At 73.7% G+C, this 22,989-nt stretch carries 23 protein-coding genes; 11 read left to right on the top strand and 12 right to left on the bottom strand.

Annotation, left to right across the window (positions count from 1 at the left end; all coding sequences use genetic code 11):
• Window positions 1–50: 50 nt before the first annotated feature.
• Entirely contained in the window at window positions 51–452 is a 402-nt protein-coding gene (locus tag ACZ7JA_RS15225; RefSeq protein ID WP_351665551.1) for a winged helix-turn-helix transcriptional regulator, read from the top strand.
• Between the two features lie 9 nt (window positions 453–461).
• On the opposite strand, the gene ACZ7JA_RS15220 is transcribed toward ACZ7JA_RS15225, so the two are convergent.
• From ACZ7JA_RS15220 to ACZ7JA_RS15205, 4 genes are all read right to left on the bottom strand, one after another.
• On the bottom strand, window positions 462–884 hold the full coding sequence (locus ACZ7JA_RS15220) for an acyl-CoA thioesterase (RefSeq protein ID WP_351665549.1): 423 nt from the start codon (window positions 882–884) through the stop codon (window positions 462–464).
• Between the two features lie 54 nt (window positions 885–938).
• The gene (locus ACZ7JA_RS15215; RefSeq protein WP_389302329.1) at window positions 939–1,568 is read right to left on the bottom strand and encodes a hypothetical protein; all 630 of its coding nucleotides are present in this window, start codon (window positions 1,566–1,568) and stop codon (window positions 939–941) included.
• Between the two features lie 112 nt (window positions 1,569–1,680).
• On the bottom strand, window positions 1,681–2,280 hold the full coding sequence (locus tag ACZ7JA_RS15210; RefSeq protein ID WP_393429294.1) for a histidine phosphatase family protein: 600 nt from the start codon (window positions 2,278–2,280) through the stop codon (window positions 1,681–1,683).
• A 155-nt stretch (window positions 2,281–2,435) separates the two neighbouring features.
• Window positions 2,436–3,647 (bottom strand): pyridoxal phosphate-dependent aminotransferase, encoded by a 1,212-nt coding sequence (locus tag ACZ7JA_RS15205; RefSeq protein WP_389448186.1) that lies wholly within the window; start codon window positions 3,645–3,647, stop codon window positions 2,436–2,438.
• An 81-nt stretch (window positions 3,648–3,728) separates the two neighbouring features.
• Between ACZ7JA_RS15205 and ACZ7JA_RS15200 the strand changes: the two genes are divergently transcribed.
• Window positions 3,729–4,388 carry a winged helix-turn-helix transcriptional regulator gene (locus ACZ7JA_RS15200; RefSeq protein ID WP_351665541.1) on the top strand — a complete coding sequence of 220 codons (660 nt, stop codon included), beginning with the start codon at window positions 3,729–3,731 and terminating at the stop codon, window positions 4,386–4,388.
• An 82-nt stretch (window positions 4,389–4,470) separates the two neighbouring features.
• Here ACZ7JA_RS15200 and ACZ7JA_RS15195 read toward each other — a convergent pair whose 3' ends face one another.
• Genes ACZ7JA_RS15195 through ACZ7JA_RS15185 form a run of 3 tightly spaced genes read right to left on the bottom strand, consistent with a single transcriptional unit; the run spans window position 4,471 to window position 8,057 of the window.
• Window positions 4,471–5,271: a hypothetical protein gene (locus ACZ7JA_RS15195; RefSeq protein ID WP_470808629.1), complete on the bottom strand. Its 801-nt coding sequence runs from the start codon at window positions 5,269–5,271 to the stop codon at window positions 4,471–4,473.
• Window positions 5,271–6,533 carry a VWA domain-containing protein gene (locus ACZ7JA_RS15190; protein WP_351665537.1) on the bottom strand — a complete coding sequence of 421 codons (1,263 nt, stop codon included), beginning with the start codon at window positions 6,531–6,533 and terminating at the stop codon, window positions 5,271–5,273. Before ACZ7JA_RS15190 ends, ACZ7JA_RS15195 begins: the two co-directional genes overlap by 1 nt.
• Window positions 6,534–6,551: 18 nt before the next feature.
• Entirely contained in the window at window positions 6,552–8,057 is a 1,506-nt protein-coding gene (locus ACZ7JA_RS15185) for an IucA/IucC family protein (RefSeq protein WP_470808627.1), read from the bottom strand.
• Between the two features lie 123 nt (window positions 8,058–8,180).
• Between ACZ7JA_RS15185 and ACZ7JA_RS15180 the strand changes: the two genes are divergently transcribed.
• Complete coding sequence (locus ACZ7JA_RS15180) at window positions 8,181–9,683, top strand: IucA/IucC family protein (RefSeq protein WP_450751369.1); 1,503 nt, start codon at window positions 8,181–8,183, stop codon at window positions 9,681–9,683.
• 20 nt (window positions 9,684–9,703) lie between these two features.
• Window positions 9,704–10,618, top strand: coding sequence for a HipA family kinase (locus tag ACZ7JA_RS15175; protein WP_351665531.1), 915 nt, complete (start codon window positions 9,704–9,706; stop codon window positions 10,616–10,618).
• 45 nt (window positions 10,619–10,663) lie between these two features.
• Here the strand turns inward: ACZ7JA_RS15175 and aceB are convergent, their stop codons facing one another.
• Both aceB and ACZ7JA_RS15165 read right to left on the bottom strand, forming a co-directional pair.
• Window positions 10,664–12,289, bottom strand: coding sequence for a malate synthase A (gene aceB / locus ACZ7JA_RS15170; protein ID WP_470808624.1), 1,626 nt, complete (start codon window positions 12,287–12,289; stop codon window positions 10,664–10,666).
• Between the two features lie 184 nt (window positions 12,290–12,473).
• On the bottom strand, window positions 12,474–13,085 hold the full coding sequence (locus tag ACZ7JA_RS15165) for a nucleotidyltransferase family protein (RefSeq protein WP_389448197.1): 612 nt from the start codon (window positions 13,083–13,085) through the stop codon (window positions 12,474–12,476).
• Between the two features lie 129 nt (window positions 13,086–13,214).
• Here ACZ7JA_RS15165 and ACZ7JA_RS15160 point away from each other — a divergent pair, with 129 nt between their 5' ends.
• Window positions 13,215–13,529 (top strand): DUF5955 family protein, encoded by a 315-nt coding sequence (locus tag ACZ7JA_RS15160; RefSeq protein WP_404029584.1) that lies wholly within the window; start codon window positions 13,215–13,217, stop codon window positions 13,527–13,529.
• A gap of 240 nt (window positions 13,530–13,769) precedes the next feature.
• On the opposite strand, the gene ACZ7JA_RS15155 is transcribed toward ACZ7JA_RS15160, so the two are convergent.
• Window positions 13,770–14,561: an IclR family transcriptional regulator gene (locus tag ACZ7JA_RS15155; protein ID WP_351665523.1), complete on the bottom strand. Its 792-nt coding sequence runs from the start codon at window positions 14,559–14,561 to the stop codon at window positions 13,770–13,772.
• Between the two features lie 273 nt (window positions 14,562–14,834).
• On the opposite strand from ACZ7JA_RS15155, the gene allB reads away from it, so the two are divergent.
• Both allB and alc read left to right on the top strand, forming a co-directional pair.
• Complete coding sequence (allB, locus tag ACZ7JA_RS15150) at window positions 14,835–16,172, top strand: allantoinase AllB (RefSeq protein WP_470808621.1); 1,338 nt, start codon at window positions 14,835–14,837, stop codon at window positions 16,170–16,172.
• 55 nt (window positions 16,173–16,227) lie between these two features.
• On the top strand, window positions 16,228–17,343 hold the full coding sequence (gene alc / locus ACZ7JA_RS15145) for an allantoicase (protein ID WP_470808619.1): 1,116 nt from the start codon (window positions 16,228–16,230) through the stop codon (window positions 17,341–17,343).
• Between the two features lie 319 nt (window positions 17,344–17,662).
• On the opposite strand, the gene ACZ7JA_RS15140 is transcribed toward alc, so the two are convergent.
• Window positions 17,663–18,412 (bottom strand): SDR family oxidoreductase, encoded by a 750-nt coding sequence (locus ACZ7JA_RS15140; RefSeq protein WP_470808617.1) that lies wholly within the window; start codon window positions 18,410–18,412, stop codon window positions 17,663–17,665.
• Between the two features lie 101 nt (window positions 18,413–18,513).
• Between ACZ7JA_RS15140 and ACZ7JA_RS15135 the strand changes: the two genes are divergently transcribed.
• The 3 genes from ACZ7JA_RS15135 (at window position 18,514) to ACZ7JA_RS15125 (ending at window position 21,053) form a co-directional block, all read left to right on the top strand.
• Window positions 18,514–19,326 carry an AIM24 family protein gene (locus tag ACZ7JA_RS15135; RefSeq protein ID WP_389302296.1) on the top strand — a complete coding sequence of 271 codons (813 nt, stop codon included), beginning with the start codon at window positions 18,514–18,516 and terminating at the stop codon, window positions 19,324–19,326.
• A 75-nt stretch (window positions 19,327–19,401) separates the two neighbouring features.
• The gene (locus ACZ7JA_RS15130; protein WP_470808999.1) at window positions 19,402–20,010 is read left to right on the top strand and encodes a dihydrofolate reductase family protein; all 609 of its coding nucleotides are present in this window, start codon (window positions 19,402–19,404) and stop codon (window positions 20,008–20,010) included.
• A 134-nt stretch (window positions 20,011–20,144) separates the two neighbouring features.
• The gene (locus ACZ7JA_RS15125) at window positions 20,145–21,053 is read left to right on the top strand and encodes a DMT family transporter (protein ID WP_351665512.1); all 909 of its coding nucleotides are present in this window, start codon (window positions 20,145–20,147) and stop codon (window positions 21,051–21,053) included.
• Between the two features lie 126 nt (window positions 21,054–21,179).
• Here the strand turns inward: ACZ7JA_RS15125 and ACZ7JA_RS15120 are convergent, their stop codons facing one another.
• Complete coding sequence (locus tag ACZ7JA_RS15120; RefSeq protein WP_351665511.1) at window positions 21,180–21,575, bottom strand: guanyl-specific ribonuclease; 396 nt, start codon at window positions 21,573–21,575, stop codon at window positions 21,180–21,182.
• Between the two features lie 200 nt (window positions 21,576–21,775).
• Here ACZ7JA_RS15120 and ACZ7JA_RS15115 point away from each other — a divergent pair, with 200 nt between their 5' ends.
• Window positions 21,776–22,966: a cytochrome P450 family protein gene (locus tag ACZ7JA_RS15115; protein WP_389448202.1), complete on the top strand. Its 1,191-nt coding sequence runs from the start codon at window positions 21,776–21,778 to the stop codon at window positions 22,964–22,966.
• Window positions 22,967–22,989 lie beyond the last annotated feature (23 nt).

Genomic DNA, 22,989 nt, shown 5'->3' with positions numbered 1-22,989 from the left:
GCCGGAGGGCTCGTGGGCGAGCATGGAGGCCCGTGCGAGAAGGGAGTCCGATGGTGCGCAGGAACACCGGCGTCACCGTCCGGGCGGTGGACGCGGACGCCTGCCCGGTGCGTGAGGTCCTCGACCGGGTGGCCGGCAAGTGGAGCGTGCAGATCCTCGTCGCCGCCGCCGCGGGGCCCATCCGGTTCACGGAGCTGGAACGCGGCATCGAGGGCATCAGCCGCCGCATGCTGTCCCTGACCCTGCGCCACCTGGAGCGCGACGGCCTGGTCACGCGCACCGTGCATCCGACGGTCCCGCCCAAGGTGGAGTACGAACTGACGCCCGTCGCCCGTGAGTTGCAGCCGACGCTGCGACGGCTGGCGCACTGGGCCGAACGCAACGGGGCGTACGTCGCCGAGGCCCGGGCCGCCTACGACGCCGAGCACCCGCCGGAGCTGCTCGACGCGTAGGACCCGCGGTCACAGGCCGAAGAGCGCGAGGTCCGTCGCCAGCTCCGCGAACACCTCCCGGGGATCGGCGAGCAGCTTCCGCTCCGCCAGGTCCAGCATGCCGCCCACCGCGGTGACCTCGGCGGCCACCGTGCCGTCGAGCTTGCGTATCTCCTGCCGGATCCGGAACGTCCTGCCGCCGCCCCACTCGAACGCGCAGCTCACGTCCACCTCGTCGCCGGCGAGCAGCTCGCGGCGGTAGCGGATCGTCGTCTCCAGCGCCACCGGCCCCACACCCCGGTCGCGCAGCCGGGCCTGGCTCACCCCGGCGGCCTGGAGCAGCGACCAGCGGGCGTGCTCCGCGTAGTTGAGGTACACCGCCTGGTTGAGGTGACCCTGCACGTCGGTCTCGTAGCCGCGGACGGTCACACGGACGGAAAACGGTTCGGCCACGGCCGGTGCTCCTTCGTCGTTCGTACCCTCGACCCGTTGATCCTTACACGCGTCTCAGGCCCGCCGCGGCGACGCCAGGAGATACCGCACCCGCGTCCGGGGCTCCGTGTACGCGCCCGCCTGCCAGCCGGCCCGCTCCAGCGTCGCCGTGCACGCCCGCAGGGCCGCCTCGTCCGGTGCGTACACCGCGACCGCCTCCGGCTGCGGTGTCGCCCGCACCCGGTAGCCGTCGCCGTCCGGGCCCGCCGGGCGGTGGCCCGCCGCCTCCAGGGCGAGCGCGGCCGCCCGCACCAGGTGAGCACGCTCCCAGCCGCACGGGCGGTCGGTCGCGCCGCCGGGGTTGGTCATCCGGCGCAGCTCCAGCAGCCCCTGCCAGGCGCTGTGCACCTCCCGCAGCCGGGCCGCACCGGACGCCGGCGCCTCCTCCTCGCCGCCCACGCGTGCGGCGAACCCGCCCTGTGCGGGCGCCGGCGCCCCGGCGACCGGCGGCGCCTCGGGCTCCGCCTCGCGTATCCGGTGCCCGGCCGGTGTGAGGAAGTGGTCGTGCGGCGGCCGCGGGTGCCGGAAGGCGAGTCCCCGCTTCACCAGCGAGTCCAGCTGCGCCGGCGTCCCGCGCAGCCGCCCGGTCACCGGGTCGGCGGCCTCGATCACCCGCCGCTGCGCGACGGTGGGCTGTCGTGTCACGGCGGGCCCCCTTCCGATGCGCCGACGCCCGGGAGCCGCCGGAGCGGCGGCTCGTTCCGAGCGTACGACCCGGGTACGACAACGGGGCCGGTCCCCGGGCCCGCGGGGACGGTCAGCCGGACGCCCGGACGTTCCACCCCGCGACGACGGGCCGCCCGTGCTCGGTGCCGAGCCGGCCCAGCGCGCCCGTGGCGAGCTGGAACAGCGCACCCTGCTGCGGCGGCAGCCCGAGCCGGCGCGCGGTGAGGACTCGCAGGAAGTGGCCGTGGGCCACCAGCAGCACCACGCCCTCGGTGTTGGCCAGGGCGGCGTCCACCTTGCCGAGCATCCGGTCCGCCCGCTCCCCGACCTGCTCCGGGGTCTCCCCGGGATGCTCCGGCGGGCCCGGCGCCACCCCGTCGGTGAACAGGAACCAGCCGGGCCGCTTCCGCTGGATCTCCACGGTGGTCACGCCCTCGTAGCCGCCGTAGTCCCATTCGAGCAGATCCGCGTCGACCCGGGCGTCGTGGACGCCGATGAGCGCGGCGGTCTCCCGGGCGCGCTGCAGGGGGCTGACGAACGCGGCGCCGATGTGGTGCGAACGGATCAGCGGCATCAGCCGGCGCGCCTCGTCCCGGCCGTGCTCGGTCAGCGGTACGTCGGTCCGGCCGGTGTGCCGTCCGGACCGGGACCACTCGGTCTCACCGTGCCGGACAAGAAAAAGGTCACCCACGTCAACGCCCTTCCCGCTGAACTTCAGCGCATGCCCGAGAACGGTGTCACACCGCTCCGGCCGCCCGCAGGGCGGGCTGGGCCGGACGGCCGCTCATCCCTCACGGGGCGCGCCGGAGCGGCGGCCGTGGCGTCCCGCGGCCCCGCCGGTCCGGGCTAGTCCTGCCGGTATCCGCCGAGGAAGCGCCCGATCCGGCCGATCGCCGCCTCCAGGTCGTCCGCGTGCGGGAGGGTGAGGATGCGGAAGTGGTCGGGCGACGGCCAGTTGAAGCCGGTGCCCTGGACCACCTGGATCTTCTCGCGCAGCAGGAGGTCGAGGACGAACTTCTCGTCGTCGTGGATCCGGTGCACCTTGGGGTCAAGGCGAGGGAAGGCGTACAGCGCGCCCTTGGGCTTCACACAGGACACCCCGGGGATCTCGTTGAGCTTCTCCCAGGCCACGTTCCGCTGCTCGTGCAAGCGCCCGCCGGGGGCGGTGAGTTCACGGATGGACTGGCGGCCGCCGAGCGCGGCCTGGATGGCGAACTGCGCGGGCGCGTTGGCGCACAGCCGCATGGAGGCCAGCATGGTCAGGCCCTCCAGGTAGTCCCTCGCGTGCTGCTTGGGCCCGGTGACGACCAGCCAGCCGGAGCGGAACCCCGCCACCCGGTACGTCTTGGACAGGCCGCAGAAGGTGAGGACCACCAGGTCGGGGGCGAGGGCCGCGGCGGAGTGGTGGACGGCGTCGTCGTACAGGATCTGGTCGTAGATCTCGTCGGCGAGGACCATCAGGCCGTGGCGGCGGGCCAGGTCGAGGATGCCCTCCACCACCTCCTTCGGGTAGACCGCGCCGGTGGGGTTGTTCGGATTGATGATCACAACGGCCTTGGTGCGGTCGGTGATCTTCGACTCGAGGTCCGCCAGGTCCGGGTTCCAGTCGGCCCGCTCGTCGCAGAGGTAGTGCACCGCCTTGCCGCCCGCCAGCGTCGTCACCGCCGTCCAGAGCGGGAAGTCCGGGGCGGGGATGAGGATCTCGTCGCCGTCCTCGATCAGCGCCTGCACGGCCATGGAGACCAGCTCCGAGACGCCGTTGCCGAGGAACACGTCGTCGACGTCCACCGCGAGACCCAGGGTCTGGTAGCGCTGGGCCACCGCGCGGCGGGCGGACAGGACGCCGCGCGAGTCCGTGTAGCCGTGCGCGCGGGGCAGCATCCGGATCATGTCCTGGAGGATCTCCTCGGGCGCCTCGAAGCCGAACAGCGCCGGGTTCCCCGTGTTCAGGCGCAGCACGCTGTGGCCCGCCTCCTCCAGCGCGTCCGCGTGCTCGATCACCGGGCCGCGGATCTCGTAACAGACCTCGCTGAGCTTGTTCGACTGCCGGAACTCCATGCGCCCCTCCGGGAACTCGTGTTGCTTGGTTTTACCAAGCTGGAGCTTGGAAAGTCCAACAACCCGTCTAGACTGCGCCGCATGTCACCTCGCCGAAGCTACGACCAGTACTGCTCCGCAGCCCGCGCCCTCGACCTCGTGGGCGACCGCTGGACCCTGCTGATCGTCCGGGAACTGCTGGCCGGCCCGCGCCGCTACACGGACCTGCACGCGGACCTCCCCGGCGTGAGCACGGACGTACTCGCCTCCCGGCTGAAGGACATGGAGCGCGACGGACTCGCCACCCGGCGGCGGCTGCCCCCGCCGGGCGCCGCCTTCGTCTACGAACTCAGCAATCGCGGGCGGGAGTTGCTGCCCGTGCTGCAGGCCCTGGGGAAGTGGGGCGAGGGCGAACTGGGGGAGCGGCGCCCGACGGACGCGGTACGCGCGCACTGGTTCGCGCTGCCCCTGCTGCGGGCCCTCGACGGCGAGGGCGTCGTCGAAGTCCGTCTCGACGAGGGCGAGTTCCACCTCAACGTGGGCGCCGGTGACGGACCGGCGTACGGGGACGGGCCCGCGCCCGGCGCGGTGGACGCGCGGCTCGTCCTGGACTCCGCGACGTGCGCGGCCGTCAGCCGCGGGGACCTCGCGCCGGCGGACGCCGTCCGGGCCGGGCGGATCACCGTGACCGGCGACGGCACGCTCGCCAAGGCCCTGAGGGAGGGCCGGCAGGACCGGGAGGACCGCCCGGTCGACGCGTGAGCGGGAACGCGGAAGGCCCGCCTGAGCGGCGGGCCTTCACCTGTGGGCCGGACGCGTCTGGTGCATCAGACGCGTACGCGGGTCAGACGGACGGCGGCACCCGGGACGGCCGTCCCGAACCGCGCGTCAGCGCGTAACCGCCGATGCCCGCGAGGGCGGCCAGCACGCCGCCGATCGCGGTCCACACCCAGCGGTCGGACCACCAGCCGGAGGACCAGCCGTCGTCCGGCTCGATGCTCGACAGCACCGCCGACTTCGAACCGTCCTGCTCCGCCTCGGACTCGACGGCGATCCCGGGGACAAGCGGCTTCGCCAGCGAGCCGTCAACGGCAGCCGCTCCGCCGATGTCCTTGGAGTCCACGCGGATCTCGGTGCTCACCGGCTGCCCGAGGTCGGACGACGCCAGGTCCACCACGGTCAGCCGCACGTAGTACGTGCCCGGCAGCGGGTCGTTGGCCCACGGCTCCGACCAGGCGCGCACCGTGCGCAGCACACAGGCCAGCTCGACCGAGGACGTCCCCTGGTCGGCGGTCCGGGTGGCAGCGCCGTACTGGCAGGACTGGCGGCGGCGCAGACCGTCGTACACGTCGAGCTGCCAGGTCTGCGTGCCGTGCGTCCCGGGCAGCTTCACCGTCGCAGCGACGGTCGGCCGCTGCTCGGCGTCCGCCGGGAACGACCAGTACAGGTAGTCACCGGTGGAGCCGGAGGCGGTGGCCCGCTGCCCCTGTTCGATCTCCGTCGCCGTACGGAAGGAGGTGCCCGCACGGGTGGGCGCCTTGCCGTCGTCCGAGGCGCTCGGCGACGGCGTGGAGTCGGCGGCCGCCGGACCGGCGGCCAGCCCGAGCGCCAGCAGCGCGGCGCCCAGTACACGTGTGATACGCATCAGTTCGTCCTCCAGACCGCGACCCGCCAGCGCGACAGCCAGCCCCACAGCAGACCGGCGACGAACCCGGCCAGCACCAGGGCGCCGAGCAGCCACCAGCCGCGGCCGAGGCCGAAGGCGGCCACGTCGGCCGCGTGCGACGGCCCGTCCACCACGTCCACGGTCAGTTCCAGCGGCAGACCCGGGGACGTCTTGACCCCCGGGGCGGCCGAGAAGGAGTTGGTGACCTGGAGACACACGGTCTCCGCGGCCGCCTCGTCGTCGTCGCTCTCCGGCCTCGGGTACCGCAGGCCGGTGGAGATCGCGTCGGTGCGGCCGTTGCCCGCCGCCTCGCCGCGCACGATCTCCCGGCCGTGCAGCGTCACGGCCCGCAGCAGGACGCCGTAGTCGGGGTCGACCGCACGGTCGTCGGCCACGCTGACCGAGGCGCGCAGCTCCTGGCCCGGGTTCACGTCGACCTTGTACCAGCGCTGCTGCCCGAACTCCTCGCGGTCCGTGTACAGACCGGACTTCAGGGCCGGCGCCTTCGCGCACTCGGCGGCGCCCTCGGCGGCCACCGGCGTCACCACCGGATCGGCCGCCCGGTCCACCAACTGGCCGACCCGGTCGCTCAGTTCCTCCTTGTGCCGCACGGAGGTGTAGGTGCCGCCGGTCGCGTCCGCGATGCAGCTGAGCTGGTCGCGGGTCTTGGCGTCCGGGACCAGGCCGAGGGTGTCGATGGTCAGACCGATGCCCTTGGCGGCTATCTCGCGGGCCACCTCGCACGGGTCCAGCGGCTGGCAGGTGTCCTCGCCGTCGCTGATCAGGACGATACGGCGGGTGCCGTCACCGCCGTCGAGGTCGCCGGCGGCCTTCAGCAGGGCGGGGCCGATCGGCGTCCAGCCGGTCGGCGCAAGCGTGGCCACCGCGGTCTTCGCGTCGGTCCGGTCCAGCGGTCCGACCGGGTAGAGCTGCGCGGTGTCCTTGCAGCCCGTCTTGCGGTCGTTGCCGGGGTAGTTGGCGCCGAGCGTGCGAATGCCGAGCTCGACCTCCTCCGGCGTCGCGTCGAGCACCTCGTTGAAGGCCTGCTTCGCCGCGGCCATCCGGGTGCCGCCGTCGATGTCCCGCGTCCGCATGGAACCGCTGACGTCCAGCACCAGTTCGACCTTCGGGGCGGCCTGTTCCGTCTCGTCGGCGGCGGCCCCGGCGGGGAACGCGAGCCCGGCCGTCAGGGCGGCGAGGAGAGCGCAGACTCCCGCCGCCAGCCGTTGTCTTCTGATCATCGGCGGATCTTATTGATCTCAGGTGCCGGGCTCCAAAACGAGCGGGTTCGGCAGCGCCGTCCACAGGTCGCCGGGGGTCTCCGGGGACAGCCGCATCAGCGTCAGCGCCTTGGCGGGCAACGGGCGTTCGTGCAGCGCTGCCAGGTCGGGCGTGTCCGGCAGCGCGGGCACGGCCGCCGCCAGCGCAGCACCGAGCGCGCGGCCCGAGCCCGCCGTGCCGGCGAGCGCGCCGGCCACCAGGGAGCCGAACAGCTTGCGGCGCAGGGCCGTTTCGTCGTCGGTGACCAGGCGCCCGGTCAGCGGCGGCGGGGCGATGCCGTGCCGGGCCAGCCGGGCGGGGCTGATCCGGATGTCGGCGAGGTCCCGGTACACCAGCCGCACCGGGGCGTCGTCCGCCGACAGGATCACCAGCAGGTTCTGGCCGTGCGCCTCCAGGGCCACACCGAGGTCCAGCAGCCGCAGCCCGACCGTGAGCGCCAGCCGGGCGAAGTCCGCCAGCCAGCCGGGGGAGTCCGGCAGGCCGGTGCCGGGCAGCGCCGCCACCGGCAGCACCCGCTCGCCGGGGCCCGCGTACCCGGCGGGCGACTCCCGCAGCAGCGCGGCCAGGTCCGGGGAGTGCGCGGTGACCGCGCCGAGCGTGCGGGTGATGTGCAGCAGGCCGCCGGCGCGGCCGGCCAGGTCCGTCGCGAACACCGACAGCGCCGCCGCCGCACCGACCGAATACCCGGAGATGTCCCGCACCGACGAGGTCAGCCGGGCGCTCAGCGCGGTCTTGACGTGCGGGCCGCCCGGCAGGGCCAGCGTGCGCAGGGACAGCAGCGGATGCGCGGCCCGCCAGGGGTCGTACGGCCGCTTGAGCACATGGTCCGCCTGCCAGGGATGCACCGGCAGCAACAGCCGGCGTCCGTCGCGCAGTTCCTCCGGCCACTCGCCCGACAGCAGGCACTGCTCCGCCGGCACCGGCACCGTCCCCAGCTCCACCACCGGGCGGTGCTCCGGCGCGTAGGCGAGCTGGTCGGCCACCGAGAACCCGGGCCGGGAACGGCAGTTGGGGTGGTACGGATGCCCGTCGGTCACCCGCTGCTCCCACTCCCAGTCCCGTTCCGGCCAGTGGGCCGTCAGATCCGCACCGGCCCGCGAGAGGGCCAGCGAGGCCGTGCTGTGGGCGAGTTCGGCCGCGAAGCCGGCGGCGTGCGGCACCGCGAGATCGGTCATCAGCCGCGCCGGGTCGTCGTAGCGCTCCCGGCCGAGGCGCACGGACGTGACGTACCCGCCGGTCGCGTACGGGTCCGCGGGCGGCCCCTGCAGGCTCCGGCCGTCGGCCAGCCGCAGCGCCAGGCCCACCGCCCCGCCGTCGCGGCGGGAGATCCACGGCAGCGGCTCGTACGCCAGAGCCCGCCACAGCCGGGTCAGCACCGCAGCACGGGCACCGGGCAGCGCGGCCCGGTACCGGGGCAGCAGACCGGGCCGGACGGCGGCCAGCTCCTCGGCGAGGCCGGCCTCGGCGGTGGCTGAGTCGTACACGTTCGGCTCCTCGGGAAAGGGCAGCTCGGGGCACGATTGTCAGGTACGGCGGAGATACTGATCGCGGCCGGCCCCCGGACCCGCGCGGGCGGGACGCGGGGACCGGCCCCCGACGACGGACGAATGGATCGCGTGGACCTCAAGCCTCCCAGTGACGACGCAGGACGGCGCGCCGACGCGTACGCGTCCGCGCCCCTGCTGAACTGCCTGCTGCGCGAGGTCGCCGAGGCGCTGCCGGCCGACGGGGAGCACCGGGTCCACCGGCTGCCCGGCACCGGCCGGCTGCTGCGGGTGCGGGCCGGCCGCCGGCCCGCCGATCCGGAGGTGCGCACGGCCGGGGCCTGGCAGCGCCTCGGCCACACCGAACTGGTCAAACTGGTCGCCGAGGAGCTGCGCCGGTACACCGGGCAGCCGGGCGACGACCTGCCCGCCGAGATGATCGACAGCAGGGAGGCCGTCGCCGCCCTGCTCACCGCCCGCGCCCGGGCGGCGGCGCCCGCGGACCCGTACCTGCGCTCCGAGCAGTCCCTGATCACCGGCCACCCCTGCCATCCCGCCCCCAAGGCCCGCGGCGGCGGTCCGGCCGCGGCCTGGCTGCCGTACGCGCCCGAGGCGCACGCCCGCTTCCCGCTCGCGCTGCTCGGGGTGCGCGCGGACCAGGTGGCCGAGGAGGGCGACACCAGCGCGCTGGACGCCCTGGGCGCCGCCCCGCCCGGGTACCGGCTGCTGCCGGCCCACCCCTGGCAGCTCGACCTGGCCGCCCGCGACCTGGCGCCCGCCCTCGCCGACGGCCGGCTGATCAGGCTCGGCGCCACCGCCTTCGACGCGTGGCCCACGGCGGCGGTCCGCACGGTGTACGAGCCCCGGCGCGACCTGTTCCTGAAGTTCAGCCTGGACGTGCGCATCACCAACGACATCCGCCGGCTGTGGCGCCACGACCTGCTGAGGCTGCGCCGCACCGACACGGCCGTCGCACGCGCGTTCGCCGCGATGGGGCCGCCCGCCGCATGGCTGCCCGACGTCGGCTACCGCACCGCCGCCTTCGCCTTCGAGGAACTCGCCGTACTGGTGCGGGGCGGGCTGCGCGAAAGCCTCCTGCCCGGCGCCACCCCACTGCTCGCCGCCGCCCTGGCGGAGGGCTTCGAGGGCAGCCCCCTGGCCGCCGCCACCGACCCGGAGGCCTGGTGGGAGGCGTATCTGCGGCAGGTCGTGCCGCCCGCCCTGACGGCCTTCGCCGACCACGGCGTCGTCCTGGAGGCGCATCTGCAGAACACCCTGGTCGCCGTGGACCCGGCGGGCCTGCCCGTACAGGCCCTGTTCCGGGACGCCGAGGGCGTCAAGCTGCTCCCGGAGGTCTCCCGGGCGGCCGGCTGGGAGCGGCTGGTCTACTGTCTGGTCGTCAACCACCTCACCGAGACCGCCGCGGCCCTGGCCGAGCACCACCCCGGACTCGACCCCTGGCCGGCCGCCCGCCGCGAACTGGGCCGCCACGACCTGCCCGAGATCCCCGCGCTGCTCTCCTCGCCCACCCTCCCGGGCAAGACCAACCTGCTGCTGCGCTGGACCGGCGCGGACGGCGCCGCCGCCCGCTACCAGCCCCTGCCGAACCCGCTGGCCGGCCGCTGACCTGATCTACCCTGGCCGGTGTGCTGCGCGATGTGACTGCTGTTCGATACGTGAACCCGCTCCGGTCCGGCGGCTCCGTCCCCGGCGTCGTGGAGGCCGACGATCTCGGTACCTACGTCGTGAAGTTCACCGGGTCGGCCCAGGGGCACAAGGCGCTGGTCGCCGAGGTGATCGTCGGGGAACTCGCGCGGGCGCTGGGGCTGCGCTTCCCGGAGCTGGTCCTCGTCCACTTCGACCCGGCGATCGCCGCCGACGAGCCCCACCAGGAGGTCCGGGAGCTGCACGGCGCCAGCGCGGGCCTCAACCTCGGGATGGACTACCTGCCGGGCGCCGCCGACTTCACCCCGGAGATCGCCGGGAGCTTCGCCGTGGACCCGCTGGAGGCAGGCCGGATCGTCTGGCTGGACGCGCTGACCGTCAACGTGGACCGGACGGTGCACAGCTCCAACCTGATGGTGTGGCCCACCCTCGGCACCGTGCCGCCGCGCCTGTGGCTCATCGACCACGGCGCCGCCCTCGTCTTCCACCACCGCTGGGACACCACCACCCCGGGCAAGCGCTACGACTTCCGCCATCACGCCCTCGGCCACTACGGTCCCGACGTCCGGGCCGCCGACGCGGAGCTGGCGCCCCGGGTGACCGAGGAGCTGCTGCGCGGCATCGTCGCCGAGGTGCCGGACGCCTGGCTGGCCGAGGACGCGGGGTTCGCGGCCCCCGACGACGTCCGGGCGGCCTACGTCGACTACCTCCTGCAGCGGGTGCGGCTGTCGGCCGAGTGGCTGCCGACCGGCTTCCCGAGCCGGGCGGAACTGGCCGCCGAGGAGACCGCCCGGGCGGCCAGGACGCAGGCGGGCCGCCCGGACTGGCTCAAGCACGTCCCCGACCTGCACGGCAGGCCGGGGGTGGAGCAGGACGGGGCGGCGCACTTCGGCTGACGGGCGGCCCCGGGAAAGGCTCCGGAGCCGTCCGGCCGGCGTCCCTCAGCCCTTCAGCCGCTCGTACGCCGGCAGGGTGAGGAAGTCGGCGTAGTCCTCGTCGAGGGACACCTGGAGCAGCAGGTCGTGCGCCTGCTGCCAGTGGCCGGCGGCGAAGGCCTCCTCGCCGATCTCCGCGCGGACGGCGGCCAGTTCCTCCGCCGCGACCTTGCGGGCCAGTTCCGCCGTGGCCTTCTCGCCGTTCTCGAACTCGACGCCCGCGTTGATCCACTGCCAGATCTGGGAGCGGGAGATCTCCGCGGTGGCCGCGTCCTCCATCAGGTTGAAGATGGCGACCGCGCCGAGTCCGCGCAGCCAGGCCTCGATGTAACGGATGCCGACCTGGACGGCGTTGACGAGACCGGGGTACGTGGGCTTCGCGTCCAGCGAGTCCACGGCGATCAGGTCGGCCGCCTCGACGTGGACGTCCTCCCGGAGCCGGTCCTTCTGGTTCGGCCGGTCGCCGAGCACCCTGTCGAAGGACTCCATGGCGATCGGGACCAGATCGGGGTGGGCGACCCAGGAGCCGTCGAAGCCGTCGTTCGCCTCGCGGTCCTTGTCCGCCTTGACCTTCTCGAAGGCGACCTTGTTGACCTCCTCGTCGCGCCGGGACGGGATGAACGCCGCCATGCCGCCGATCGCGTGCGCGCCCCGCTTGTGGCAGGTGCGGACCAGGAGTTCGGTGTACGCGCGCATGAACGGCGCGGTCATCGTGACCGCGTTGCGGTCCGGCAGGACGAACTTCGGCCCGCCGTCACGGAAGTTCTTCACGATGGAGAACAGGTAGTCCCAGCGGCCCGCGTTCAGCCCCGAGGCGTGGTCGCGCAGCTCGTAGAGGATCTCCTCCATCTCGTACGCCGCCGTGATCGTCTCGATCAGGACGGTGGCGCGGACGCTGCCCTGCGGGACGCCCACGTAGTCCTGCGCGAAGACGAACACGTCGTTCCACAGGCGTGCCTCGAGGTGCGACTCGGTCTTCGGCAGGTAGAAGTACGGGCCCTTGCCGAGGTCCAGCAGCCGCTGGGCGTTGTGGAAGAAGTACAGGCCGAAGTCGACCAGCGCGCCGGGCACCGGAGTGCCGTCGGCGTCGACCAGGTGGCGCTCGTTCAGGTGCCAGCCGCGCGGGCGCATGACGACCGTGGCCAGTTCCTCGGCGGGGCGCAGGGCGTAGGACTTGCCGGACGCCGGGTCCGTGAAGTCGATGTTCCGGGTGTAGGCGTCGACCAGGTTGACCTGGCCGAGGACCACGTTCTCCCAGGTGGGCGCGGAGGCGTCCTCGAAGTCGGCGAGCCAGACCCTCGCGCCCGAGTTGAGGGCGTTGATGGTCATCTTCCGGTCGGTGGGGCCGGTGATCTCCACGCGCCGGTCGTTCAGCGCGGCCGGGGCGGGGGCGACCCGCCACGAGTCGTCCGCGCGGACGGCGGCCGTCTCCGGCAGGAAGTCGAGGGTGGAGGTGTGGGCGATCTCGGCGCGGCGCTGCGCGCGGCGGGCGAGGAGTTCGTCACGGCGCGGGGTGAACCGCCGGTGCAGCTCCGCCACGAAGGCGAGCGCCGCGTCGGTGAGGACCTCCTCCTGCCGGGGCAGGGACTCGGCGTCGACGATGGCCAGCGGAGACGGCGCTGGTGCGGACATGAGCTGTCACTTCCTTCAGCGATGGCACCGGGTGCCAAGTGGCACGAAATGGACGATCGGCGCCCGCTGTGCGACCAGGCGCTTCTGAACAGTGGATAGTAGTTTCCTCATCGTGGAACTTCAATGGTTTGTTGATGTCGAGAATCTCCGGGTCGAGGCAAGGTGGCGCTCGGTGCCACCCCGTTCACTCAAGGTGGCTCAGGTCCGCCTCGGTGTCGATGTCGTACGGTTCGGCCACGTCCGCGCACTCCACCAGCCTGAGCGCGGCCTGGTGCTCCCGCAGGTAGGCGCGGGCCCCGCGGTCCCCGGTGGCGGACGCCTCGATCCCCGCCCAGTGCGCCGCGCCGAACAGCACCGGATGGCCGCGCACACCGCCGTAGGCGGCCGAGACCAGCGAGTTCCGGTCCTCGTACGCGTCGAGCACCCGGGCCGCCGCGGCCGGTCCGATGCCCGGCTGGTCGACCAGGCTCACCAGGGCCGCCGCCACCCCCGTCCCGGCCAGTGAGGCGAGCCCGGCGCGCAGCGACGACCCCATGCCCTCGGCCCAGTCGGGGTTGGTGACCGTGACGCAACCGCCCAGGTCCGCCCGGGCCCGGACCTCGTCCGCCGCCGCGCCGAGGACGACATGGATCCGTCCGCAGCCGGCCGCGCGCAGCACTCCGACCGCGTGTTCGACCAGCGGCCGCCCCCGGTGTTCCAGCAGCGCCTTGGGCCGCCCGCCGAGCCGTCTGCCGCCGCCGGCGGCCAGCACCAGCCCGGCGACGCTCTCCCCGTGTCCGTCCCGGTTGTCCGTCATGCGTCCTGCATACCCGACGCGGGCCGCGCCGGCCGTGCCCCTTGGGCTGAATTTCGGTCCGCGTGGTGGCGCTCCCGTACGGGGTCGCGTTTACTGACCCGCGCACGACGGCGTGTGAGGGGGAGGGCTGTGTCGCGGAGCTTGGAGCAGAGGCCGGTGACCGGCGGCGACGAGGACGTGAGAGTGGCGGGGCTGCGGACCGCGGTGTCCCGGCTGCGCCGTGAACTCGCCGCGCTTCCGGCGGACTTCCCCGACCGGGGGATAGCCGAGGACGAGCTGGCCGCACTCGCGGCGATGGCCGCCGGCGGCGTCCCCGAGACCCCCCGCCTGCGCCGCTCCCTGCTGCTGATCGCGGGCGCGATCGGCTCGGTCAGCGCGCTGGCCCGCGGTCTGACGGAGGTCCGGGACGCGGTGGACCTGTTCGGGGAGCCGCCGGGGAGGTGAGCCGTGTGGCCGTCGCCGCGCCCGGGGCGTGAGGGGACCGGGCGGGCGGGTCCGTCGGTGCCGGGCCCCGCTCTCGCGCGAACCGACGACGACGTCCACGCACCCGGCGGCCGCGGCTCGCCTGCGACTCGCCCACCTGGCGGGGCGGCGGGTCGGTCGCGCGTGGCTGATCGCGCTCGACGCCCCGGACATGGGCCACCGCCTGACGGCGGCGGCCCTCTGCACCGACCGGCGAGCGGCTCAGGCGCCCGAGCTGGCCAGGGCCTCGGACAACTCGACGGCGATGCCCTGCAGCACCGGCACGATCTTCTCGGTCGCCGCCTCGGTGACCCGGCCGGCCGGTCCGGAGATGGAGATCGCGGCCGCCGTCGGGGAGTCGGGCACCGGCACCGCGAGGCAGCGGACGCCGATCTCCTGCTCGTTGTCGTCCACCGCGAACCCCTGCCGGCGCACGTCCGCCAGCGCCGCCAGGAAGCCGTCGGGCGTGGTGATGGTCTTCTCGGTCGCGGCCGGCATGCCCGTGCGGGAGAGCAGGGCGCGCACCTCGTCGTCCGGGACGCCTGCCAGCAGGGCCTTGCCGACCCCGGTGGAGTGCGGCAGCACGCGCCGCCCCACCTCGGTGAACATCCGCATCGAGTGCTTCGACGGCACCTGTGCGACGTAGACGATCTCGTCGCCGTCCAGCAGGGCCATGTTCGCCGTCTCGCCGGTCTCCTCCACCAGCCGGGCGAGGTAGGGCCGCGCCCAGGTGCCGAGCAGCCGGGAGGCGGACTCGCCGAGCCGGATCAGCCGCGGACCGAGCGCGTACCGGCGGTTCGGCTGCTGGCGTACGTAACCGCAGGCCACCAGGGTGCGCATCAGCCGGTGGATGGTGGGCAGGGGCAGCCCGCTGGTCGCGGACAGCTCGCTCAGGCCGACCTCGCCGCCCGCGTCCGCCATCCGCTCCAGCAGATCGAAGGCGCGCTCCAGGGACTGGACCCCGCCGGCGGAGGACTTGGCGGAGTCGGTGGTGCTGGCGCTGGACGTCGGCACGGCACGTTCCTTTCGGGACTGGCGGGGAGGGCAGAAGCCTACCCGGCGGCCGGTTGACTCCCTGCTTGTACGTAGCTACGTTCTGCTCATCGGAATTCTAATTCCGCTTTGTGGAAACGTCTAGAGTCGTCGCCCCCGTGACGCTGTTCAGAAGTGTGCCCCTTGACGGCGGGGGAGCGGGAGTGAAGACTCCTTCAACAGAACGTTGAAGTCCGTTACATGGGTGTAAATCCCGTTTCCTGGACGTGAACGGCGGCAGAGAGAGGGGTCCGGGTGTCCGACGCTGAACTGGTGCTGCGCTCGACGCGCGTCATCACACCGGAGGGGACGCGGGCCGCCACGGTCACCGTGTCCGCCGGCGCCATCACGGCCGTACTGCCGTACGACGCCGAAGTACCGGCCGCGGCACGCCTGGAGGACGTCGGCGACCACGTGCTGCTGCCCGGCCTGGTCGACACCCACGTGCACGTCAACGACCCCGGCCGCACCGAGTGGGAGGGCTTCTGGACCGCGACGCGCGCCGCCGCGGCCGGCGGCATCACCACGCTCGTCGACATGCCCCTCAACTCGCTGCCGCCGACCACCACGGTCGGCAACCTGCGGATCAAGCAGGAGGTCGCGGCCGACAAGGCGCACATCGACGTCGGCTTCTGGGGCGGCGCCCTGCCCGGCAACGTGAAGGACCTGCGCCCGCTGCACGACGCCGGCGTCTTCGGCTTCAAGGCGTTCCTGTCCCCGTCCGGCGTCGACGAGTTCCCGCACCTCGACCAGGAGCAGCTCACCCGCTCCCTGACCGAGATCGCCGGCTTCGACGGCCTGCTGATCGTGCACGCCGAGGACCCGCACCGGCTCGCCGCCGCCCCGCAGCACGGCGGCCCCCGGTACGCCGACTTCCTCGCCTCCCGCCCGCGCGACGCCGAGGACTCGGCCATCGCCACCCTCATAGCGGAGGCGAAACGCCTCGACGCGCGCGTGCACGTGCTGCACCTCTCCTCCAGCGACGCGCTCCCGCTGATCGCCGCCGCCCGCGCCGAGGGCGTACGCCTCACCGTGGAGACCTGCCCGCACTACCTCACCCTGACCGCGGAGGAAGTCCCGGACGGGGCAAGCGAGTTCAAGTGCTGCCCGCCCATCCGCGAGGCCGCCAACCAGGACCTGCTCTGGCAGGCCCTCGCCGACGGCGTCGTCGACTGCGTCGTCACCGACCACTCGCCCTCCACCGCCGACCTGAAGACGGACGACTTCGCCACCGCCTGGGGCGGCATCTCCGGCCTCCAGCTCAGCCTGCCCGCCGTGTGGACGGAGGCCCGCCGGCGCGGCCACACCCTGGAGGACGTCGTCCGCTGGATGTCCACCCGGACGGCCGCCCTGGCCGGCCTGTCCCATAAGGGCGCCATCGAGGCCGGCCGCGACGCCGACTTCGCCGTGCTCGCCCCCGACGAGACCTTCACCGTCGACCCGGCCGGCCTGCAGCACCGCAACCGGGTCACCGCCTACGCCGGCCGCACCCTGCACGGCGTGGTGAAGTCCACCTGGCTGCGCGGCGAACGCATCGCCGCCGACGGCGAGTTCAGCGAACCGAAGGGGCGGCTGCTGACCCGTACCCCCTGATTCCCCCGGCCCCCGCGACCGCGGCGGCCCGCGACCGAAAGGAAATCTGATCACTGTGACGGCGATTGCGAGCTTCACCGGCGACGCGAACCCCTACGGAGGAGGCGACCCCTACGCGGACTACCGCACCGCGGACTTCCCCTTCACCCAGTACGCCGACCTCGCCGACCGGCGGCTCGGCGCCGGTGTCATCGCCGCCAACGACGAGTTCTTCGCCCAGCGGGAGAACCTGCTGGTGCCCGAGCGGGCCGAGTTCGACCCCGAGCACTTCGGGCACAAGGGCAAGATCATGGACGGCTGGGAGACCCGGCGCCGGCGCGGAGCCTCCGCCGAGCACCCCTGGCCGACGGACGAGGACCACGACTGGGCGCTGGTCCGGCTCGGCGCGCCCGGCGTGATCCGCGGGATCGTGGTCGACACCGCGCACTTCCGCGGCAACTACCCGCAGGCCGTCTCGGTAGAGGGCGCGTCGGTGCCCGGCTCCCCGTCCCCTGAGCGGCTGCTGGGCGACGACGTGAAGTGGACGACGCTCGTCCCGCGCACCCGGGTCGGCGGCCACGCGGCCAACGGCTTCGCCGTCTCCGCCGAGCAGCGCTTCACGCACCTGCGGGTCAAGCAGCACCCCGACGGGGGCATCGCGCGGCTGCGCGTGTACGGCGAGGTCGTCCCCGACCCCCGGTGGCTGGAGGCGCTCGGCACCTTCGACGTGGTCGCGCTGGAGAACGGCGGCCGGGTCGAGGACGCCTCCGACCTCTTCTACTCCCCGGCCACCAACACCATCCAGCCCGGCCGCTCCCGCAAGATGGACGACGGCTGGGAGACGCGCCGCCGCCGCGACCGGGGCAACGACTGGATCCGCTACCGGCTGGCCGCCCAGGCCCGGATCCGCGCCGTCGAGATCGACACGGCGTATTTGAAGGGCAACAGCGCGGGCTGGGCTTCGGTGTCCGTCCGGGACGGCGAGGACGGCGACTGGCGGGAGATCCTGCCCCGCACCCGCCTCCAGCCCGACACCAACCACCGCTTCGTCCTGCCGGAGCCGGCCGTCGGGACCCACGCGCGCGTGGACATCTACCCCGACGGCGGCATCTCCCGCCTCCGCCTCTTCGGCACCCCGACCGAAACGGGCGCCACCGCCCTCACGGCCCGCCACCAGGAACTGGGCGGCTGAGTCCGCGCTGTCCGGGCGCCTCCCGTCGCCACGCGCGCACCTGAGCGGACGCGCGCGCGGCGACGTCGGGCCCGTCGCCTCGCGCGCAGGCGGGTTCGCACCGGTGCGCCGTCAGCGCTGTCTCAGTCGCCCGCCCCGGGACTGACGACTGAGTCCGTGCGCCACGCGCTGCCTCACCCGCCCGCCACCAGGCACTCGGCGGCTGAGTCCGCCCGACGCGCGCGTGCCCGTCGCATCGCGTCCGCGCGCGCGTGGCGACGTCGGGCATGCCTCTCATGTACGCGGTGCGGGACCGCACCGGTGGGCCCCGCCCGCTGCGTCAGGCCGCGTGTCCGCCGTCCACCGAGAACTCCGCGCCGGTGACGTAGGCCGCGTCCGGGCCCGCCAGGTGGGCCACCGTCGCCGCCACCTCGTCGGCCGTGCCGAAGCGGCCCAGTGCGGTCATCGCCGTCTGCGCCGCCGCGTACGGGCCGTCCGCCGGGTTCATGTCCGTGTCCGTCGGGCCCGGATGGACGATGTTGGCGGTGATCCCGCGCCCGCCCAGCTCGCGGGCCAGGGCCCTGGTCAGGCCCACCAGGGCCGACTTGCTCATCGCGTACAGCGTCCCGCCCGGCCCCGGCACCCGCTGGGTCATGCACGTGCCGATCGTGACGATGCGCCCGCCGTCCGCCAGCACCGCGGCGGCCGCCTGCGACGCCAGGAACACCCCGCGGACGTTCACCGCGAGCACCCGGTCGACGTCCTGCGGGGACAGCGAGTCCAGCGGGCCCAGCAGACCCACGCCCACGTTGTTCACCAGCACGTCGAGACCGCCGTACGCCTCCGCAGCCCGGCCCACCGCGCCCGCCGCCTCCTGCGGGTCGGCGGAGTCCGCGCGCAGCGCCACCGCCCGCCGCCCCAGCGCCTCCACGGCCCGCACCACGCCGTCCGCCGCCTCCTTGCCGTTCACATAGGTCACCGCCACGTCCGCACCCGCGCGCGCGAGACGCAGCGCGACCGCCGCCCCGATTCCCCGGCTGCCACCGGTCACCAGGGCCACCTTGCCGTCGAGAGATCCGTTCGTCGTCATGCCCCCATCCCAGCCGCCGGGGGCGCCGTCCACCGGCGGTGTACGGACATCGACCTCGTCACACCCGGAACTCTTCGATCCGCCTCCCGCGTTCTCCTCCCGTGACCCTTCAGCAAGAGATCGTCGGCAACGCCATGCAGATGGCGGTTGTCAACCTCCGCCCCGGCCAGACCGTGTACTGCGAGGCCGGGAAGTTCCTGTTCAAGACGACGAACGTGACCATGGAGACCCGGCTGTCCGGCCCCTCGGGCAACGGAGGCCGGCAGCAGAACGGCTCCGGCGGCATGGGCGGCATGCTGCGCCAGGCCATGGGCACCGCCATGCAGGTCGGCCAGCGCATGATGGCCGGCGAGTCACTGGCCTTCCAGTACTTCACCTCGCAGGGCGGCGAGGGCACCGTCGGCTTCGCGGGCGTGCTGCCCGGCGAGATGCGCGCCCTGGAGCTGGACGGCACGCGCGCGTGGTTCGCCGAGAAGGACGCCTTCGTGGCCGCCGAGTCCAGCGTCGAGTTCGGCATCGCCTTCCAGGGCGGACGCACCGGCATGAGCGGCGGCGAGGGCTTCGTCCTGGAGAAGTTCACCGGGCACGGCACGGTGATCATCGCCGGCGCGGGCAACTTCATCGACCTGAACCCGGCGGACTTCGGCGGCCGCATCGAGGTCGACACCGGCTGCGTCGTCGCCTTCGAGGAGGGCATCCAGTACGGCGTCCAGCGCGTCGGCGGACTGAACCGGCAGGGCATCATGAACGCCGTGTTCGGCGGCGAGGGCCTGTCCCTGGCCACCCTGGAGGGCAACGGCCGGGTGATCCTGCAGTCCCTCACCATCGAGAGCCTCGCCAACGCCCTGAAGAAGGCCCAGGGCGGCGACAAGCAGGGTCCGACCGGCGGACTGTTCTCGACCCACGCCGGCTGAACCGATGACTTCCGGGGGCGCGCGGGGTCCGACCTGATGACAACGGACCCCCGCACCTGGAAGAAGGCACCTGTCATGGGCAAGCTCGTCTCCACCGTCTTCGTCAGCCTCGACGGCGTGTACCAGGCGCCCGGCGGCCCCCAGGAGGACACCAGCGGCGGCTTCGGCCAGGGCGGCTGGACCTTCCCGTACGGCGACGAGGACTTCGGCCGGTTCGTCACCGAGTCCTTCGGCCGCGCCGGAGCCTTTCTGCTCGGCCGCCGCACGTACGAGATCTTCGCCTCCTACTGGCCGGGGATGACCGACCCGGCCGACCCGGTCGCGAGCAGGCTCAACGCCCTGCCCAAGTACGTCGTCTCCGCCACCCTCCAGGCGCCCGCGTGGTCCGGCACCACCGTCGTCTCCGGCGACCTCGCCAAGGAGGTCGCCGCCCTCAAGGAGCGCACCGACGGCGAGCTCCAGATCCACGGCAGCGGGGCCCTGGTGCGCTCCCTGGTGGACCTGCGGCTGGTCGACACCCTGCACCTGGTGACCTTCCCGGTCGTCCTCGGCGCCGGCCGCCGGCTGTTCGCGGAAGGCGCCGTCCCCACCCGCTTCGAGCGCACGGGAGGCCGGGTCACCGCCGCGGGCGTCTCCATCCAGAGCTACGACCCGCTCGGCAGCCCCGAGTACGGTTCGTTCTGACCCTCGGGCCGGCCGCGGGGCACCCCGGTGGCGCGGGCCTGGCCCGAAGATCGTCCCCACCGGTACGGTGATCGCGCCCCGTGCGAGCCGGCGACGTCTGCGCACCCCCTCGGAAGACCGGGAGAGCCGCCCCGATGTCGTCGATCGCCGTACCCGGCGCCCTCGCGCCCCGCCGCGCCTGGCACACCGACCTGCCCGTGCTGCTCGTCGCGGTCTGCTGGGGCGCCAGCTACCTCGCCGCGAAGGACATCACCACCGCCCGTACGGTGCTCGCCGTGCTCGTGCTGCGGTTCGCACTGGTGCTGCCCGTGCTCGGCGCCGTCGGGCTGCGTTCCCTGCGCGGCCTCACCGGCGCTCAGTGGCGCGGCGCGGCCCTGCTGGGGCTGATCCTGGGCGGTGTCTTCCTGCTGGAGACGTACGGGGTCGTGCACACCTCGGCGACCAATGCCGGTCTGATCATCAGCCTCACAATGATCCTCACCCCGCTCGCCGAGGCCGCGGTCACCCGCACCAGGCCCACCGCCGCCTTCCTCGGCGCCGCGGCCCTGTCGGTGCTCGGCGTCGTGCTGCTCACCCAGGGCGGCGGCTTCACCCGGCCGTCCGCCGGCGACCTGCTGATGCTGCTCGCCGCGCTGGTCCGCACCCTGCACGTCCTCGTCATGTCCCGGCTGCGCTCCGTGCGCGGCGCGGGCGCCCTTCCGCTCACCACCGTCCAGCTCGGCACCGCGGTCGCCGTCTTCGCGGCCCTGTCGGCCGGGGCCGGCGGCCCGGCGCCGTGGACGGCCGCGGCCGGCTTCGGCCCGCAGGAGTGGGCCGGCCTGCTCTTCCTCTCGGCACTGTGCACGCTGTTCGCGTTCTTCGTGCAGATGTGGGCGGTCCGCCGCACCTCGCCGTCGCGGGTCAGCCTGCTGCTGGGCACCGAGCCGCTGTGGGCCGCTGCGGCCGGCATCGCCCTCGGCGGGGAACGGCTCGGGACGCTCGGCCTGGTCGGCGGCGTACTGGTGCTCGGCGGGACCGCCTGGGGCCGCCGGGCGGCGGACTGACGCACGCCCGCGCACCGCGGCGCGGGCCCGGGAGGCGGCCGCGCCGCGCTCCCCGACGGCGGAAGGCCCCCGGCGCGCGGTGCGCCGGGGGCCTTCGCGTCGCCGTACGGACGACGCCCGTACGGATCAGCAGCCGAAGTCGACGAGGTCGAACGTGGCGTAGTGGTCGGAGGTGTAGTAGTCCTCCTGGGTCTTTTCGCCGGTGACGATCCGGCGGGCGCCGCGCGTGGGGGAGCCCGGCGTGATGACGGTGTACTCGTGGTAGTAGCCGCTCTGCTGACTCGGCAGCACGTTCTCCCGGTTCTGGAAGACGGTCCCGTCCTGCGAGTAGGGGAACGGCCCGCCCTCGTCGATCAGGTCGAGCGTGTCGTGCGCCTGTGGGGGGAGGGCGCCGTAGCAGACGCTGCCGACGGAGGCGGCGGCCGCGTCCGCCGTGGTGGCGGAGACGGTGCCGCCCACGACGAGCGTGGACAGAACGGCGGCGGCGACAGTGATACGAGATGCGCGTGGGGGGAATCTCATGCCTTCATGATGACGCGCGTAGAGCGTGGCATGTCAATGTCAAACTTGCGGAGTTTCCCGTGAAGTCACGTGAATTTCCGGCGAGTTCACCGTGCGGGGTGACGACGGGCACGGTGTGCCCGCCCCGTGCGTTGACACCTTGGCAGCACCGCGCCGGGGGACGTCCCCGGTGTGTCCCGGGGGATTTCGGAAGAGGGGCGATGGACGGGCAACCGGTGGTCGATCTGGGCGAGTTCGGGGACGCGTTCCGCACGGACCCGCATCCGTACTACGCGAGGCTGCGCGAGCGGGGGCCCGTGCACCGGGTGCGGCTCGGCGGGGCGGACGAGGGGCGGACGGCCTGGCTGGTCGTCGGGTACGAGGAGGCGCGGGCCGCCCTCGCCGATCCCCGGCTGGCCAAGGACACCGCGCGGATCGGGTCGCCGCTGCTGGACGAGGAGAAGATCGGCAAGTACCTGCTGGTCACCGACCCGCCCCAGCACACCCGGCTGCGTTCCCTGGTCACGCGCGCGTTCACCATGCGCCGGGTGGAGCGGCTGCGCCCCCGGATCCAGCGGATCACCGACGAGCTGCTGGACGAGATGCTGCCGCGCGGCCGCGCCGACCTCATCGAGGCGCTGGCCTACCCGCTGCCCCTCACGGTCATCTGCGAACTCCTCGGCGTCCCGGACATGGACCGCGCCGAGTTCCGCCGGATCTCCACCGAGGTCGTCGCACCGACCGACGCCGACACGGAGTACGACGCGATCGTCGCCCTCTCCGAATACCTCCCGGAACTGATCGAGGACAAGCGTCGCGCCGGCCCCACCGACGACCTGCTCAGCGACCTGATCCGCACCACCGCCGAGGACGGCGACAGGCTCTCCCCGGACGAACTGAGCGGCATGGCCTACCTGCTGCTCATCGCCGGCCACGAGACCACCGTCAACCTCATCGGCAACGGCGTCCACGCCCTCCTCGCCCATCCGGACCAACTCGCCGCCCTGCGCGCCGACATGAGCCTGCTGGACGGCGCCGTCGAGGAGATGCTGCGCTACGAGGGCCCGGTGGAGACCGGCACCTACCGGTACGCCGCCGAACCCCTGGAGATCGCCGGCCGCGTGATCGAGAAGGGCGAGTCGGTGATGATCGGCCTCACCGCCGCCGGCCGTGACGCCGACCGCTACGCCGACCCCGACCGGTTCGACATCCGCCGAGACGCCCGCGGCCATCTCGCCTTCGGCCACGGCATCCACTACTGCCTGGGCGCGCCCCTGGCCCGCCTGGAGGGCCGGATCGCCATCGGCGCCCTCCTGGAACGCGCCCCCGGGCTCGCACTCGACGGCCCCACGGGCGAGTGGCTGCCGGGCCTGCTGATGCGGGGGATGCGCAGCCTGCCCGTGCGCTGGTGAACCGCGCGAGGCCGGGCGGGCGC

This window comes from Streptomyces sp. NPDC038135, from assembly GCF_055601245.1.
This window is presented reverse-complemented; position numbering and strand designations above follow the sequence as displayed.